Source organism: Blautia faecis (genome assembly GCF_027662325.1).
Classification (GTDB): domain Bacteria; phylum Bacillota; class Clostridia; order Lachnospirales; family Lachnospiraceae; genus Blautia_A; species Blautia_A faecis.
This window is the reverse complement of the sequence record NZ_JAQDKY010000002.1, coordinates 169,791-185,191: the sequence shown is the minus strand read 5'-3', so window position 1 is coordinate 185,191 and position 15,401 is coordinate 169,791. Positions and strand designations below refer to the sequence as shown.

At 41.6% G+C, this 15,401-nt stretch carries 13 protein-coding genes; all 13 read left to right on the top strand.

The features are described from left to right. Positions 1-4 precede the first annotated feature (4 nt). On the top strand, positions 5-484 hold the full coding sequence (locus PGQ38_RS02315; protein WP_187564927.1) for a hypothetical protein: 480 nt from the start codon (positions 5-7) through the stop codon (positions 482-484). A gap of 687 nt (positions 485-1,171) precedes the next feature. Continuing rightward, on the top strand, positions 1,172-1,729 hold the full coding sequence (locus PGQ38_RS02310) for a Uma2 family endonuclease (protein ID WP_204453187.1): 558 nt from the start codon (positions 1,172-1,174) through the stop codon (positions 1,727-1,729). A 77-nt stretch (positions 1,730-1,806) separates the two neighbouring features. Continuing rightward, positions 1,807-1,998 (top strand): hypothetical protein, encoded by a 192-nt coding sequence (locus tag PGQ38_RS02305; RefSeq protein WP_243243567.1) that lies wholly within the window; start codon positions 1,807-1,809, stop codon positions 1,996-1,998. 210 nt (positions 1,999-2,208) lie between these two features. Next, positions 2,209-2,340, top strand: a complete 132-nt coding sequence (locus PGQ38_RS02300; RefSeq protein ID WP_270414173.1) for a hypothetical protein — start codon at positions 2,209-2,211, stop codon at positions 2,338-2,340. Positions 2,341-2,402: 62 nt separating this feature from the next. Next, positions 2,403-2,984: a single-stranded DNA-binding protein gene (locus PGQ38_RS02295; RefSeq protein ID WP_204453186.1), complete on the top strand. Its 582-nt coding sequence runs from the start codon at positions 2,403-2,405 to the stop codon at positions 2,982-2,984. Between the two features lie 16 nt (positions 2,985-3,000). Continuing rightward, positions 3,001-3,609: a hypothetical protein gene (locus PGQ38_RS02290; RefSeq protein WP_204453184.1), complete on the top strand. Its 609-nt coding sequence runs from the start codon at positions 3,001-3,003 to the stop codon at positions 3,607-3,609. Between the two features lie 11 nt (positions 3,610-3,620). Continuing rightward, positions 3,621-5,840 (top strand): SF1B family DNA helicase RecD2, encoded by a 2,220-nt coding sequence (gene recD2 / locus PGQ38_RS02285; RefSeq protein WP_204453182.1) that lies wholly within the window; start codon positions 3,621-3,623, stop codon positions 5,838-5,840. Positions 5,841-5,909: 69 nt separating this feature from the next. Next, positions 5,910-7,715, top strand: coding sequence for a hypothetical protein (locus tag PGQ38_RS02280; RefSeq protein WP_204453181.1), 1,806 nt, complete (start codon positions 5,910-5,912; stop codon positions 7,713-7,715). Between the two features lie 112 nt (positions 7,716-7,827). After that, a complete protein-coding gene (locus tag PGQ38_RS02275; RefSeq protein ID WP_204453179.1) occupies positions 7,828-9,873 on the top strand; it encodes a cobaltochelatase CobT-related protein in 2,046 nt (681 codons plus the stop codon). A gap of 13 nt (positions 9,874-9,886) precedes the next feature. Further along, on the top strand, positions 9,887-10,402 hold the full coding sequence (locus PGQ38_RS02270; protein WP_204453177.1) for a hypothetical protein: 516 nt from the start codon (positions 9,887-9,889) through the stop codon (positions 10,400-10,402). 1 nt (position 10,403) lies between these two features. After that, the gene (locus PGQ38_RS02265; RefSeq protein WP_148462682.1) at positions 10,404-10,604 is read left to right on the top strand and encodes a hypothetical protein; all 201 of its coding nucleotides are present in this window, start codon (positions 10,404-10,406) and stop codon (positions 10,602-10,604) included. 49 nt (positions 10,605-10,653) lie between these two features. Continuing rightward, a complete protein-coding gene (locus PGQ38_RS02260) occupies positions 10,654-12,819 on the top strand; it encodes a hypothetical protein (protein ID WP_270430732.1) in 2,166 nt (721 codons plus the stop codon). Further along, entirely contained in the window at positions 12,819-15,236 is a 2,418-nt protein-coding gene (locus tag PGQ38_RS02255; RefSeq protein WP_204453173.1) for a hypothetical protein, read from the top strand. The genes PGQ38_RS02260 and PGQ38_RS02255 overlap by 1 nt, the downstream gene beginning before the upstream one ends. Positions 15,237-15,401: the final 165 nt, after the last annotated feature.

The following is a 15,401-nucleotide window of genomic DNA, read 5'->3' as shown; positions in this document are numbered from 1 at the left end:
AAATATGAAAAAACTTAACTATACAGAAGATTTATTGAGAGTTATCTTCTTTTGGATAGGAATATTCTTTCTTGTTTCCGGTGTCTTAAGTTTTCTTGGGATATTAAAACCAGCAGTAAACTCAGGCATTCAGAATCCAGACATGTTGGGAACTGTGTTTTCTATAACGGGAGTGCTTTTGTGTATAATAAGTGCTGCTCTTGGAATTTATACTGTAAAGCTTGATAAATTACATTTACAATTAATCGAAAATGGTACAAAAGTGAAGGGCTTGGTAGAAAAAGTATATTTGCAAAAATATACAAGATATAGAAGACAGATTCCATACAGGATTTTATATAGTTTTACATATCATGATAAAGTGTATTATCATAAAAGCCGTTTGGTATGGAAAAAGCCGGATCTTAAGAAAGGCGACTTGATTACCGTATATGTAAATAATCTTGGTAAATCAACAGTTTATAATTGCAATGAAGCGGTCTGATATCTAGCCTCTATAGTTCGGAAAAATACTGCACGATCTGTGGTTTACAGAAGATTAGCTTCAAAGAATGCTGAGGATGAAAAATGCAAATCCATCAGATGTATGGAAATTCAGAGATTATTAATTGGACAAATTGAAAGCTGAAAGGAAAACAGCCTATCCGTTTTCTGCATTGGCGGATCCGTCTGCTAATAAGTGGTTTACAAATCAAAAAACGTGGTAAGAGTATTTTCATAATTCTGTTCGATTTTGTCTATGTTTTCGAGAATCCTGTTCATATACTAATGCAACTAAATTAAAGTATAATAAGGGAAACCATTGAAACTGGGTTTCCGTAAAGGACATTCCTGTGATGGCAGGAGTGTCCTTTACATATAGCGGTAAATTCTGAAGTAGTTGGCATAGAAGTTCATGAGTAAACGGTAGAACACAGGTACATTGACAAATATCAGGCCGCTTTTAGCGGCTGTATCATTTTTCCTCTGCCTGCTTAGGTTTTTGGATATGCGCTGGCAGTGTCTTTGACCAGGGCAGAAATTCTTCGAGGAAATGTTTTATCAGGCATTTGAAAACGCATTGTATTACAGGGAAAAATCCGCTATAATAGAAACAAAGGTTGCTGATAGGAATCATTGCAGAACATAAAGCCAGACAAAGATACGAATTATAGATTTGGAGGGAACGTATATGCCATTATTTAAGGAAGAATATAAAAAGGAAGAGAAAATAAATGGTGTCATTTATGATATGTCGCCATCACCAAATGATCAGCATGGTATCGTAAACGGAAATATATACCGGATTATATCTGGAAAACTGCAGGGAAGTATTTGTCTGGCATTCATTGAGAACTTGGATTACAAATACCATCCTGAAATAAATGATGATTATGTAATCCCGGATGTTATGATTGTGTGTGACCGGAAATACTTAAAAGGCGGTGCCTATTCTGGCGTGCCTAAATTTATAGTAGAAACACTTAGCCCGGCTACTGCATTGCGTGATAAAACAGACAAGAAAGAAATATACCAGGAAGCTGGGGTAGAAGAATATTGGATCGTGTCACCTAGAGAAAGAGCGGTTGAAATCTACTACCTGGAAGATGGAAGTTATAAGTTGAACTATAGTTATATTCTTCAGGATGATCCAGAGGAAGCGCATTATAATGCAGACACCGTGATCACATTAAAAGAATTCCCGAATATCAGTATGGCGCTGGCAGAAATTTTTGCGGATATTGATTGAGGCTTTACTATCTGGTTTTTGTGGATCTGTACAATAAGGTATGTATTCTGCAATCCACTTCAAACATGATGTATGTGATGAGAAAACAGCTGACACCAGATCAGATTGAAGAGATATTTCGTAAATTGAGTCTGATTTTTGAATTTGCAGTGCAGAGTGCGACGGCGGAATCTGTTCATGCAGATTATATCATGACAAGAAATCTGAAAGATTTTACCAAAAGTAAAGTTATAGCATTTATACCAACCGATCTTTTGGCAAGAATTTGACTCTTGTGGTAAAAATGAAAAACAAATTGTTTATAACACAAAATACAGGAAATGAATTATTGACGCATACTACATCTTGTGTTATTATGATTTTGAGATTTGTATTTGTATCTGTAAAAGCAGGTAAGAAGTTCTTGTTTCGGGGAAGCCCGAAAGAAAAATTATGAGGGACATGGTTCCTGCCTTTTGTGATGGATAAGGTCATTTAGAATGGATTCTAAGTGGCCTTTTTTTGTTGCAAAAAACAAATACGGATCAATACCCGGAAAGGAGGAAAAACAAAAAATCAGAAAAGAAAGGAGGCCAGAAGAACTGGTGAAACGAAAAGAAAGAATCTGGTAACGGACATTTGGAAGCTATTCTGAATGTCTTTTTTGTTATCCAAAAGAAAAGGAGCTTTTTATATGAATAAGATCATACTTATCGGTTGCCTGGTACAGAACCCTAAAGTGGTTGCTTCAGAAGGAAAAAAGACAGCTGCATATTTCAGGGTTGCAGTTAACCGAAAATATGGACAGGAAGGTGACCAAAATGCAGATTACTTCAGCTGTGTAACATTTGGAACCAAAGCAGAGTTCTTAGGCAAGTATTTTCAAAAAGGAAAAAGGATCGCTTTAGAAGGCGAGATGCATAATGATAACTATACGAATGACAGGGGAGAAAAAGTATATGGAATGAGACTTATTGTGAGCGATATTGAGTTTGCCGACAGTAAGGGCGAAGGTGAGAGTCAAAAGGGGCATACCGATCGCAACAGTTCCTCACAGTCATCAAGAAACAGCAGTTCGAATGCTACAGGGCGGTTCAATCAGAGGAGCTCTTACCAGAATTCGTCTTATTACCAAAACAGTAATCAGAATAAGACAAACCGGACCGGAAACAGAACCCAGAACGCACAGCCTTCACGCCAACATTCGCAAGACAGTTATAGTGTGGACGAGCAGTTCATGAACGCAGGCGGTGAAGCTATGGATGATTTTTGCTGATGGTAAAGGAGGAAAAATGGAACAGTTGGAAAAATGGTGCCGGGTGCATAAAAAAGCCTGCCTGGTTACCGGAATTATGGGGCTGCTTCTGGCTCCTTTTTTATGGCCTGTGTTTCTGGCTGTTATTGTGCAGAGCCTGACGATTGGCCTTCCAATTGCAGCAGGGATTTGCTGTTACAAATATCTAAATGAGAAGAAGGAGAAAACGAATGAGAATGAACAAAAATGCCATCATACTGAAACAAAACAATCAGCTCCCGGTGAAGTATGCGAACATGCTGAAACGTCCGGCAGTGTTCCAAAAAGTCCGGATGAAACGCGGACAGAACCGGTAAATATGAAGGAAGAACCAGAACTGATAAGCCAGGAAGCATTACTTTGGTATGAAAAGGAAGGAAAAGAACGGCTTGCTGCAATCCGGAAGAAAGCAGGTTACGAGAAAAAAACAGAGCTGGCGGTTAATAAGGATGGGATCTGTACGGTACCTGGAAAAAACGGGTACCACCGTATTGGCTTTTTAAAAGGCTATGCAGGGCGCCCGAGAGAAACTCTGGTGAAGCTGTTAAAAGACGATGGTTATACCGTCAGATCTTCTGGCTCCTATCTATGGATTTCCTGGAAATGAGGTGGTAAAAAATGAAATGTAAAGCACTTAGGTGTATCTACTACAATGAAGGCAATGGATACACGGTTGCCTCCTATGTGACAGAAGAATCCCTTCCAGAGAAAATAAGTACCCAGAAAAACAGCCAGTACGGAGTGTTTACAGCTGTTGGAAATGAGCTTCCAACAGAGGATGGGCTTGAAGTGGAACTAAACGGAACCTGGAAAGATGGAAAGTTTGGAATGCAGTACAAAGTATCGTCTTTTCAGGTGGTACTTCCCACAAACACAGAAGGGATTAAGGCGTATCTGGCATCAGATTTTATAAAAGGGATCGGCCCGGTACTCGCAGAACGGATCGTAGACCATTATAAGGAAAAAACCTTTGAAATTCTGGAGAAAGACCCAGGGAGGCTATTGGAAATAAAAGGGATTACAAAGAAAAAGCTTATGGAAATCCTGGAAGGATATCAAAGCAGTGAGACGTTGCGGCAGCTGATGGTAGCATTATCTCCCTTTGGGGTGACACCAAGGAAGGTGGCGCAGATTCAGGAGCATTTTGGAAATGCAGCCCCTCTTATCATTCAGGACACCCCGTTTCGCTTATGTGAAATCCCAGGGTTTGGCTTTTTGACCGTAGATCCCATTGCAGTAAAAGCAAAGAATTTTAAACCGGATGAGCCCATGCGGATCAAAGCGGCTATCCTGCATGTCATGTCCGAGGCTGAGGGGGAAGGACACTTATATTTATCCTGTGAGCAGGTTCTGACGCGGACAGGCAGGCTTTTAAACCACAAAGGTGCAGAGCGTCAGGTAACAGAAAGAACCATCCGTGATGTGGGAAATGAAATGATCCGCGAAGATGGAACCCTTGTGTGTAATGCAGGAGGCTTCTATGCGAAAAAAAGCTTTGAAGCAGAGCTTGGGGCAGCAGCTTCCCTTGTGAAATTCAGCTTGCAAAAAGGAATGGGAAGAAACGTGGAAACAATCCTCCGGGATATCCAGAAGAAAGAAAAAATCCTTTTAAATGCCAGACAAAAAGCAGGAATTCTGGAAGCATTCCAAAATCCGGTATCGATTATTACCGGAGGTCCGGGACGCGGTAAGACGACCATCATCCGTTTTATCATGGCCGTCCAGGAAGCACTTAACAAAAATGCCGAGATTCTTTTATGTGCTCCAACTGGACGTGCAAGAAGACGTATGAGTGACTGCACTGCTTATCCTGCTCTGACCATCCATAAGGCTGTAGGTTTAAAGGGAGAAGCCGGCGAGGAAGAGTGGAGCGAGGAATGCTCCATCCAGGCGGAACTTATCATTGTGGATGAATGCAGTATGATCGACATGTATCTCATGGATAAGTTTTTGTCGCGGGTCCAGAATGGTGCGCGAATGGTATTTCTTGGTGACAAGGATCAGCTGGAATCTGTGGGGCCTGGCAATGTGTTTAAGGAAATGATCGAATCCGGTGTGATCCCAGTCACGGTATTAACAGAGAGCTTCCGTCAGGAAGGCAAATCCACGATCATCCAGAATGCAGATAAAATCAATGAAAGAAAAACCAACCTGGTATTTGATGATACGTTCCAGTTTTACCCGGCTGCTGATGATACAGAGGCATCGGAGCTGATCCAAAAGCTTTATAGGGAGGAACTCCAAAAGAATGAAAACCAGGCAGAAGGAATCCAGGTAATTTCCCCGCTCCGGAAAGATACCAGGGCCGGTGCAGATGCATTAAACCCTGTTCTTCGGGATATTGTAAACCCGAAACGGTACGGCTATCCGGAAATCAAAAATGGAACGACCTTATACCGGGAAAAGGATCTTGTCATGCAGCTGAAAAATATCGAGGAAGTAGCAAATGGTGATGTGGGAGAGGTTTTAAATATCTACAAGGCAGATGGAAAAAATGTCATGCGCGTAGATTTTGGGGATGGAAAAATCATGGAATATACAGATGATGATATATGGCCGTTAAACCTCGCCTACTGTATCACAGTCCATAAGGCACAGGGGGATGAATACCCGGTTGTGATCCTGCCGATGCTTATCAGTTTTTACCGGATGCTCCGCAAAAACCTATTTTATACAGCCGTTACAAGGGCAAAGCGGAAGGTGATCATAGTCGGAAGTAAAAAAGCAATGGCAATCGCCATTAAGAATGATACGCTGAGTAAACGCAATACCATGTTTGGGCTCCGGATCCGGAAAATTTACGAAGCCTATCTGGAACAGGAAAAGAAATCAGCATAACGGACAAAGAAGGGCAGGATATGGGAAAACAGATTCCCATGCCCTGCTTTTCCTATGGGAGGAATGAAAATGCCGGAAATTTGTTTTTACGAGCCATGGACTTATCAATTGGCACTGCCGGAGAAATTTGAGCAGATTTTAGAAGAGACTAAGAAAAAAAGGATCAGCTATGAAGCAGACCATTGTTCACAGTATAATACGCGGACCCAGGGGAAATCAGCAAAACTCCATCCGCCGACTCTGTCTGCTGTTTTGAAACTTATTGCCATGCAGGAACAAAAAGAGCCGGATGCGGGAGCTGCCGGGATCCAGAATGTAGAAAATTCCATCCGGTATTTTTGTATGGAATATCCACTGGATGAAGAAGTTTGTGTCATGACCTATAATTTCCGGAATGGAAGGTTTTGTGGAATCAGAAAGAAAAAAGATCCGGACGGAGGAGATACAACCAAAATGCCCGGGGTTTTAAAAGGAGGCTCCACAGGGGAGGAATACCTCGCCATGCTTGCCTTTGCAAGTATTGTTTCCAAAAGCAGGTATTACGATGATGAGTTTCATGCCTGCTATGAAGAGTTAAAACGTGCCTTAAAAAAAGGACTGGCGCAGATGGTGCTTAAAATGTCCTTCCTCTGTTGTGACAACCTGTACCAAAGGGTTACGGCCGGAACAAAAGACGCGATTCCATTTGACTGTAACCAGTTTTTTAACGGAAAATTAAAGGACAGTTTTCTGTCTTTTGACCTTAATTCTGGAATTTACGCCCCAAATGCCTGTATAATCGGAAGTTTTAAAGTGCTGGGAGCGCAAAAGGGAAAGAATAACGCTACCATTGCAGAGTTAAAAGTGGCTTATAAAGGATGCTTTACCTGCCCTTCTGTCGAAGAAGAAAGGATTCCCATGCTCCCGGAGAATTATATTGCCAGCCAGGAAGTAGAAGAGATTCTGGAAATGGTGACGCATACCCCGGCAAGGCTGTTTATGATGACCGGGGAAGCAGGAACCGGGAAAACCACAGACGTCAGGATGCTGGCCCAGATTTTAGGACTTCCCTATTACGTATTTACCTGCGGACCTGGAACGGATGAACTGGAACTCCTGGCAAGTACCGTCCCAAACATGGGAACGAAAAAAAGGATGCTGCCGCAACTGCCAGATTTTCAGGACCTTCAGATGGATCCTGCCTCTGCGCTTTATGTATTAAGCGGTATTTATGAAGACGGCATTTCAGAAGGGGAGGCATTCCACAAACTTTTGAGCCTGGCTTTTGAAAAAGGATATGAAAGTGCAAGGAAAGAGAAGGATTTTTTCTTAAAGGAATCAGAAATCATAAAAGCATGCCGGCGGCCTTCGGTTCTGGAAATACAGGAACCGTCCATGATCGAGAAACCGGGTACCCTGACCAGGCTGAATTCCCTTTTTGATGACGGTGCAGTGACAGATCTGATTAATGGTGAAAAAATCCGACGTGATCCGAATACCATTATCATTATGACCACTAACCTGGATTATGTGGGATGTGGGAATTTTAACCAGTCTGTATTGTCCCGTATGAGTCTGATCCAGCCCAAGCAGGAGCTTACAGAAGAGGAAATGAAGCAGCGGATAACGGCAAGGACTGGGTATGCAGATGAGAACGTTTTAAGGTTTATGATTTCCGTGGTAAAAAAGATCCATGCTTATCTGAAGGAAGAAGATCTCCAGGATGGCGTCTGCGGCTACCGGGAACTGGAAAACTGGGTGCTTACTTTTCGGGCAATTAAAGATATCAGGCGGGCAGCCCAGATTGCGGTCCTTAGTAAGGCAGCAATGGATCCGGAAGAGCAGGAACATCTGATGAAAACCTATATCGAACCATATTATTCGAAACAGGAGTAAAGAATGAAGGATACTTATAGAGAACGGATCAAAGAGGAACAAAAAAGTTAAGCCCCCAGCAGGTTTTTTTTCAGAAGGCTATCAGCGGCTTTTCCAGCATCTTGCAGATGAAGTGGCAGGGGAAAAGCTGGAGCAGCTGCTTTTGTACCAGAACGCTTCAGATGGGATTGCCGGCTGGAATGACGGAAAGAGGATTGGCATCAACGTTGATAATACAATCACTGGCAGCTTTTTGGAACTGGAACAAAAAAGTGACAGCCTGGTTGGAATTTTAGGACATGAATGCGGCCATGCCAGATTTACGGATTCCAGGCTTCGAAGAGTCTATATACAGAAAATGCAGGCGGGAACCTGGTATCCAGATGCACCGGAGCCCGAAAACGAGGATGAAGAGAGCGCATTGACTGAAATGAATACTTATCTGACCAAGAAAGATCCGGCGGTACTATCCCTTCTGACAGAATGCGCTTCCTATATCAGCAATCTTTTAAATGACGTATATATAGAGGAGAAAATGTGCAGTTTGTTTCCTGGCAGTATCAAAAAAGGGATTCTGGTCAACCGGAGACGTAATGTGGAATGGATCCCTCCTTTGAAAGAACTTTTGGAGGGGAATCCGGATCCGGTTTCCGTCTTTTTAAAAGTACTTGTGCAGTATGCCCTCCGGGGCTACGTAAATTCCTGGAATATGGAAAGCTGTGAGATGCTGGATACCTTAAATGAAGTAAAACAGCTTGTAGATCTGTCTGTGGAAGCAGACAGTGACCTGATCCGTTACCAGGCCACAAACCGGATTCTCCTAAAGATGTGGAAGTATTTTAGAAAGCTTCTGGAGGAACTGAAACAGGAATGTCAGGAACCGGAAGAAAATGGGGAACAGCTGCAGGAGACACAGGAACAATCTCCGGAAAAAGAAACGCCCCAGGAGGAACAGCCAGGAAAAGATTTTTCAGATGAACCACCTGAAAAGGACAATGAAAAATGGAAAGCTAATGCTCAGGAAAATGGATGTGGCGAAGAGCTGACAGAAGAACAGCAAAAAAAGATGGAAAGTGCCATGGATAAGTATTTAAAAGAATTGACGGAGAACCTTCCAGCCTTTATCCAGGAATCGGAGGCAGAGGAAAAAGCTTTACCAGATGTTGAAAATGCCAGGATCATACAGGTTTCCAAAAGAAGCGAAGACCAAAAAGAGAGTACAGATGAGAAATCTGAACTTATATTCCAAAAGATTCTTTTTCAGCTGGTAGAGGGAACTGTAGATCAGAAAATAGGACTGGAAGTCCGAAACCGACTACAGAAGGAAGTGGATGGGATGAAATTTGATGCGGCTCATGACAGGGTGAAAAAAGAGATTTTGTATAAGAATGTCTTTACAGAAGCGGAAAAGAAGTTTCTTCCCCTATATGAAGCTGCTGTAAAAAGAACGGAAAAGCGGCTTCGGGTCAGATTTCTTCCAATTCTGGAAAACCAGAAGGAACGAACGGAACACAGGATGTTTTTCGGAAAGCGGCTGGATATGCGTACAATTGCGGATCCTGGCGGTGCGGTGTACAAGCGGACTTTTCAGGGAAAGAAAACGGATGCAGCCGTCTGTGTATTAGTGGATAATTCCGATTCCATGATGGGACAGCGTATGGAAGCTGCCAAGGCAGCTGCCCTTACCTTAGATGATTTTTGCAGGAAGGCTGGAATCCCGGTTCTTGTATATGGGCACCATACGGATGGCTACAGTCATAATAATCCCAGTGAGGAAACCGTCTATTTTCACAGTTGTGCAGAGTTTGCAGAAGACCGAAACGACCGTCTGAGAATTACCACTATGGAAACCTGTGGCAGCAACCGGGATGGGGCAGCCCTTCTTTTTGTGGCAAATAAGCTTCTGAACCGGCCGGAAAAACATAAAATGCTGTTTTTGATCAGTGACGGATTGCCAAATGCAACCTGTTATTCTGGAAGTTATGCCATGGCAGACCTAAGAAAAATCAAGGAAAAACTTGTAAAGAAAGGAATTGTGTTCCAGGCTGCTGCAATTGGCTGGGACAAAAAAGCGATCCAGGAGATTTACGGAAATGCTTATCTTGATATTTCAGATCTGGGGGAACTGCCAGTTCGTCTGACCAAACAGCTTGCAAAGTTACTTAGAAGAGCAAATTAAAAACAGGAGGAATATGATGCAGGATAGAAAAAAGATTTATTCCGAGCAGTTGTTACAGATTCATACGGATTCCAAAAAACGGAATCCTGGAAAGGAAATCTACGCAACCGGGTATGTGATTGAACTAAAAAAAGACTGTTATTTTGCAGGATTTCAAGAGGGAAAAATACTGTGCCGCTCCCTGGAGTATGCCCGTTATTTTTTCAACATCCACAGTGCGGAACAGTTTGTAAAAGAATATCTTGGGTATGCAGGATTAAGATGCAATCTTTGCAAGGTGGCCTGGGGACTTGCGGTTCCCGCCATGGAACCAGGGCAGAGGGAAGAGCTGAAACCCTATGAAAAAAATGGACGGGTTATGAACTTTCCTTCTTATCATGATGGTGTAAAGTATCAGAAAACACATCATCTGGAGAAGAGCACCCCTTGCAAGCAAGGAAAAAGAGCTTTATATTGCTGCATAAAACTTTTGGGGACAATATTGTCCCCTTATTTAATGGAAAGAAACTACATGGAAGGGAGAGAATGACATGACTATAAGGGAAGCCGGAAAAGGTATCGTGAAAAGCACAGGAGGAACCTACCAGATTGGATTTACTGATCTGTATGGGGAAGAGCATGAAACGGAGCTGAGTGCACACAATATGAAGGAGTTAGAAGAACTTTGGCGCTCCCTGTGTCCGGAATTTACATGCAGGCAAAACAGCATCCGTTACATTGAACAGGGATAACGCTGTTGAAATGGTTAATTTTAAGTTTAACAGGAAAAGGGAGATTAAAATGGAATGGAACATTTATAAAGAATGGCTGGATATTAATCTGTATCGACAGATGGTATCCATGATTTATCAGTCCTCTTCGCGGGAAGATAAAATGAATTTTATGCGTAAGGAAAAAGAAAATGACCTGTTTTATGGTGCTTATAAGCAGAGCTTGGAGGAAGAATATGGTCTTTATTATCCCGGTGAAGTATTAGAGCGTATAAATGCACACCGGTCAATGACAAAACCTGTCTACCGTGCGCTTGGTCTTGCACTTGCAAAAAGTGATTATCTGCAGGAAAAATGTATGTTTAACGGAACACAAAAAAGCCGTTTCTGGAAGCAGTTTGGCAAAGTACTTGGAAAAAAGGATCTGTGCTGCATTTCAGTTGGATGCCTGCTTTCGGAAAAAGACCGGAAATCCTGGTTCGATGAGTTATATGCATATCCATACGAAAAGGTGGAGGAAAAGGTTTTTATCCTCTCTGTTTTTCCGGAAGATATTACTTTATGGCAGCTGCTAAAGGGAAAGGTTGCAGCCTGCCTTGGAAGCAGACGCACCATATCCGTTTATGAAGACTGGCCTGTTTATGCCTGGGTTACAGGAAAATATGACAAAAGATTAAAAAATGACCGGACAAAGGATGTGGCTGTCTTAAAACGGCTGATGAAATTATCCCGGATAAACGCAGAAAATGCGAATGGTATATTGATCGGGCAGTTGGAAAAATCCGGCTATACCAAAGAAGAAGTGATTTTTCTAAATGGTGTCCTTACAAGGTCAGAAAGCGGGCTGGGTCAACTGGATCAAGAGTCTCTTACAGCCGAGAAGATTGCAGTAAATGTTTTAAAAACCTTTCTGCCCGGAAAAGAGCTCTACCCGGATGCCGTTTATAAACTATGCAGAACGCTTTTGCGTCAGTATGATCTGCTTCCGGTACGTATTGATGGAAATGAAAAAATACAGCAGTGCCTGTATGAATGCCTGAATGTGGAAAATGTAAACACGTTTCTGGCATTATTCCCTTTTCGGAAAAACGGACTGAAAAAGTGGCATTACATAGACTTAAATAAAAAAGAATGGGAATGTCTGGCCGGTCAGCTGGATGCGGAAGCCTTTGAGGAATGTGTCAATGATACACTGAGAGGAAATGTCTTTGAAAAACAGGAACTGGTATCTTATCTGAAGAAATACCGGGATCTGACGGGACATGAGTATTCAGATATTTTCCGGAGAACCGGGAATTATGACCTGACCTATGTATTCCATCTGTTATGTGAAAATGAGATCCTGGATGGAATTGGTCTCATGCAAAAATTTGTAAAAGAGCATGAGCAGATTGTTATAAAAGGCTCTTATCCGAAAGAAGAGTATGAAGCTTTGTTAAAAAAGTGGGAACACATATTGTTCTATTTAAAATGTGAAGTTGGAAATATTGAAACGGAAAACAGCTATTTTCTTTTGAAACTTCTTGTTGATAAAATCGGTATGGATGGAGTTCCTGGTCATCTGGTGCCCTGGCAGATCATGAAAAAAGCTTTTTTTCTGGATTACTATGAGATCCAAAGAGAAAACTGTGAAATCTATCGTCCAATGCTGGAGAGAAGCATGCACCGGGAATTATTCCTGTGGGCAGAAGAGAAGCTTTTTACAGAAGATACTGAGTATTATGTAAGGTTTCTGCAGGTAATTCTGCTTAAGGAGAGCACAAAGCTTTGGATGGAGGAAGAGGAAGCCAGGCAGATTGCTGAAGCGGTTCTTCCGCTTATGGAATCAGGATTTCAGAAAGAACAACTGCACAAAAAATATATGACTGCAGAAGAACTGCAAAATTATGAGAAACAGAAGAACTGGAAAAGCGAGCAGAAAAAGCGGATGGAAAGGTGGAAGAAAGAAAAGGAGCTTAAAAAAAGTTTCAATTATATTGTCCGAAAAAATACAGACACAGATCAGATCTTTAAAGCGCTTTACAGTTATTATGCCTATGGCAGGTTTGATGGGATTTCCATGCGTGCCAAAATGGTACTGGGGTATATGAGGGATGTCCTGAAACGAAAAGGAAAAATAGTAACAGATAAACAGGAAATTGAATATCTGATGGAACTGGCCCAGAAACTATATGCAGATGGACAGCTGGAACTGGATGGTGTCCGGAAGATATTTGACAGAATGGAGGCAGCATAATGGTAGAAACTGTAATAAAACATTTGACGGAATTTAAGCAGCTGACCGAAGCAGCGATTCCGTTTCGTCTTTTGAATGAAAAAGGTGAAAGAAACTGTGCAAGGGCAGCGGAAAAAATAATAAAAAACCAGGTAGCCGATGTGGTCCCTTCTTTACGTGAAGAGACACTGTTGTATCTGATGGAGAATCCAGAAGCAATAGATTGTCTTGGAAAGTTAAAAAAAGAGGAAGACAGCTTAAACATGGAACGTTTTCAGAAGATTCTTTCCAATGTAGAGAATGACAAGTTATCGGATATTGGATACGGGCAGCTGAAAAAAATATATTTTGATCCAATGATCCCAGACGAGGCGGCTTATCACTATATGAAATACTATGGAAAACTGGATTTAAGCCTGGAAGAGAAGGAACAGCTGGTAAACAGCCTGACTATGTGTATCGGGGAGCTGGATTTTGACAGGGCAGGAGAAAAAGGGCGTATGCTGCTTTTTCAGCCGGTATTTTCCTCTGACCTGCTGCTTGGATTACTGGAGAAGCCCAAAACCATAGAAAGCCTTGAAGATCCTGAACTGCTGAAACTGGTCAACACACTGGCAGGATACAAGGCAGGAATTGAACCGTTAAACCAGAACCAGTTTGATCAGCTGAGGGAAAAACCTGGTGAAATTTTGGAAAAAATGCAGGTTGTAACAGGATATATTCCAAAAGACCTTCTGTCTTATGGCTTGCAATTGTGGCTGTGGAATGGGGCTTTGTATGCGGACCTTTGTAAACTGGAACGAATCTTTATGGATGGGATGGGTGCATCAGAGGTTTTTAAAAGCAGGGTGTCTTATGTAAATACCTTATACCAGAACCCATTATCTGGAATTGACCTTTCTGGTCTCAGTTATAAAAAGTCTGAACTTCTGTTATATGCAATTACCCAAAAGAAGAAAAACTTTTTGAGGCTGATCCAGAAAGAAAAAATGCTCTTCGACGACCTTCCAGATAATTCCCTATTGCTGGAGGAATCGGTTTATCTGGAATATCTAAATTTAAATACTGTAAACAAGAAGAATTTAAAAGAAAGTGTTGACCTAATCCTGCCACGCCGGCAGTTTCACGATCTGAAAAAAAGAATGTATACTTTTGAGGAGTTAAAACTTCTTTGCAGGGCTGAAAAAACAGTCATATGCTTATACGGGCAACTAACCTGTATGCGGATAGATGACCGGATCTGTGTCCTTCGGGAACTTTTAAAGAGAAGGTGTATGCCAAAAACATTTCAGGACGGACAGCTGGAGATACTTGCAAAGGCATTGTCCATAAAGCCTTTATCCAGATGGATAAGGGAAGACTTCAGAAATATCCGGGGCTTAAGCTATGAAACAGCAGTATGGCTTCTTGTATACCAGGAACAGTTAAAAGGTATGGAAAAAGAGATTACCATGGAAGAACAGGTCTTTTGTCTTTTAAAGAATCTGGAGCTGATCAAGGAGTGTGATTCGTTTTTTGAATTAAAAGAAAAACTTATCATGCGGGATATTTCCTGGGGAGTATTAAAGGAAAAACTTACGTTCTCTGAGGATTTTGTAAAAACAAATGCTACACGGATCGGAGAGTTTATCTTTGCGGGAGGAGCTGAAGTTATGGCAACCTATTTAAAACAGCAGCCATCCAAGAAAGAAGAAATCCGCAGACTTGTTGTAGCAGAACTGATTGGAAAATTTGAAAAACTGAAATATCCAGCCGGTGATCTTAGCCGAGAAATTGATTTTGCGGTATCAAAAGAAGTGGAACTGGAATGGGAAAAAGATCTGACCTACATTTGCGGAGATCTGACACTGCAAGAGGAAACCAGACTTCTTCCAATCATGCAGATTGGAGAAATCCCAACTTATTCCTGTATTTCTTACCGTACTGGAAGCAACAGCCACTGTCTGTTGTCCTGTTTTGATTCCAATAAAAAGTTTTTATTTATCCAAAAAAATGGACAGGTAGTGTTTCGTGCCATGTTACGGCTGACAAAAGGATCCTATGCAGACGACATGCACCGAAAAAAGATCCAGTTTGCAGATTTATCAAACCTGGATGAGACGAAAGAAGAGGAAGGAGAAGAACTGGTCCTTTTCCTGGAACGGTATTATGAGAAAAATTTATCCTGTGAGGAACTGGACGCAGCGGTTAATCTAGCCATTGAAGCTGCAAAAGAAAAAGCGAATAAGCTGGGAGCATGTTTTGTACTCAGCACTTATTATCAGGATAATGTGAGAACAAACGAATATATAAAGAGCAGTTACTATTTATATATTTCCAAGTCAAAAAATGGCAGTCAGTACCTTGACAGTCTGTTCGGTTCAGCTTCTGTTACAGATTCCGGATGCTATGGGAAAAATCTGTTTTTGATGGAAAATAAATCAAAAAGAGCAGCCTAACTGTGCGCAAGATATTTTTGAAGAAGTATAGATGCGCATGTGGAAGAAAATACAGAATCAGATAAAAATGCAAGAAAAAATGTTTATAAGAATGGGAGAAGGCAGGGGACTGGGAACAGTCCTTTGCTAAAAAACTTGTAATAGTGGACTTATTAACATAACGGA

Coding starts and splice junctions, on each gene's coding strand:
- PGQ38_RS02295 (WP_204453186.1), top strand. CDS start 2,403: ATGAATAAGATCATACTTATCGGTTGCCTGGTACAGAACCCTAAAGTG.
- PGQ38_RS02260 (WP_270430732.1), top strand. CDS start 10,654: ATGGAATGGAACATTTATAAAGAATGGCTGGATATTAATCTGTATCGA.
- PGQ38_RS02310 (WP_204453187.1), top strand. CDS start 1,172: ATGCCATTATTTAAGGAAGAATATAAAAAGGAAGAGAAAATAAATGGT.
- PGQ38_RS02315 (WP_187564927.1), top strand. CDS start 5: ATGAAAAAACTTAACTATACAGAAGATTTATTGAGAGTTATCTTCTTT.
- PGQ38_RS02280 (WP_204453181.1), top strand. CDS start 5,910: ATGCCGGAAATTTGTTTTTACGAGCCATGGACTTATCAATTGGCACTG.
- PGQ38_RS02305 (WP_243243567.1), top strand. CDS start 1,807: ATGAGAAAACAGCTGACACCAGATCAGATTGAAGAGATATTTCGTAAA.
- PGQ38_RS02265 (WP_148462682.1), top strand. CDS start 10,404: ATGACTATAAGGGAAGCCGGAAAAGGTATCGTGAAAAGCACAGGAGGA.
- PGQ38_RS02255 (WP_204453173.1), top strand. CDS start 12,819: ATGGTAGAAACTGTAATAAAACATTTGACGGAATTTAAGCAGCTGACC.
- PGQ38_RS02300 (WP_270414173.1), top strand. CDS start 2,209: ATGGATTCTAAGTGGCCTTTTTTTGTTGCAAAAAACAAATACGGATCA.
- PGQ38_RS02270 (WP_204453177.1), top strand. CDS start 9,887: ATGATGCAGGATAGAAAAAAGATTTATTCCGAGCAGTTGTTACAGATT.
- recD2 (WP_204453182.1), top strand. CDS start 3,621: ATGAAATGTAAAGCACTTAGGTGTATCTACTACAATGAAGGCAATGGA.
- PGQ38_RS02290 (WP_204453184.1), top strand. CDS start 3,001: ATGGAACAGTTGGAAAAATGGTGCCGGGTGCATAAAAAAGCCTGCCTG.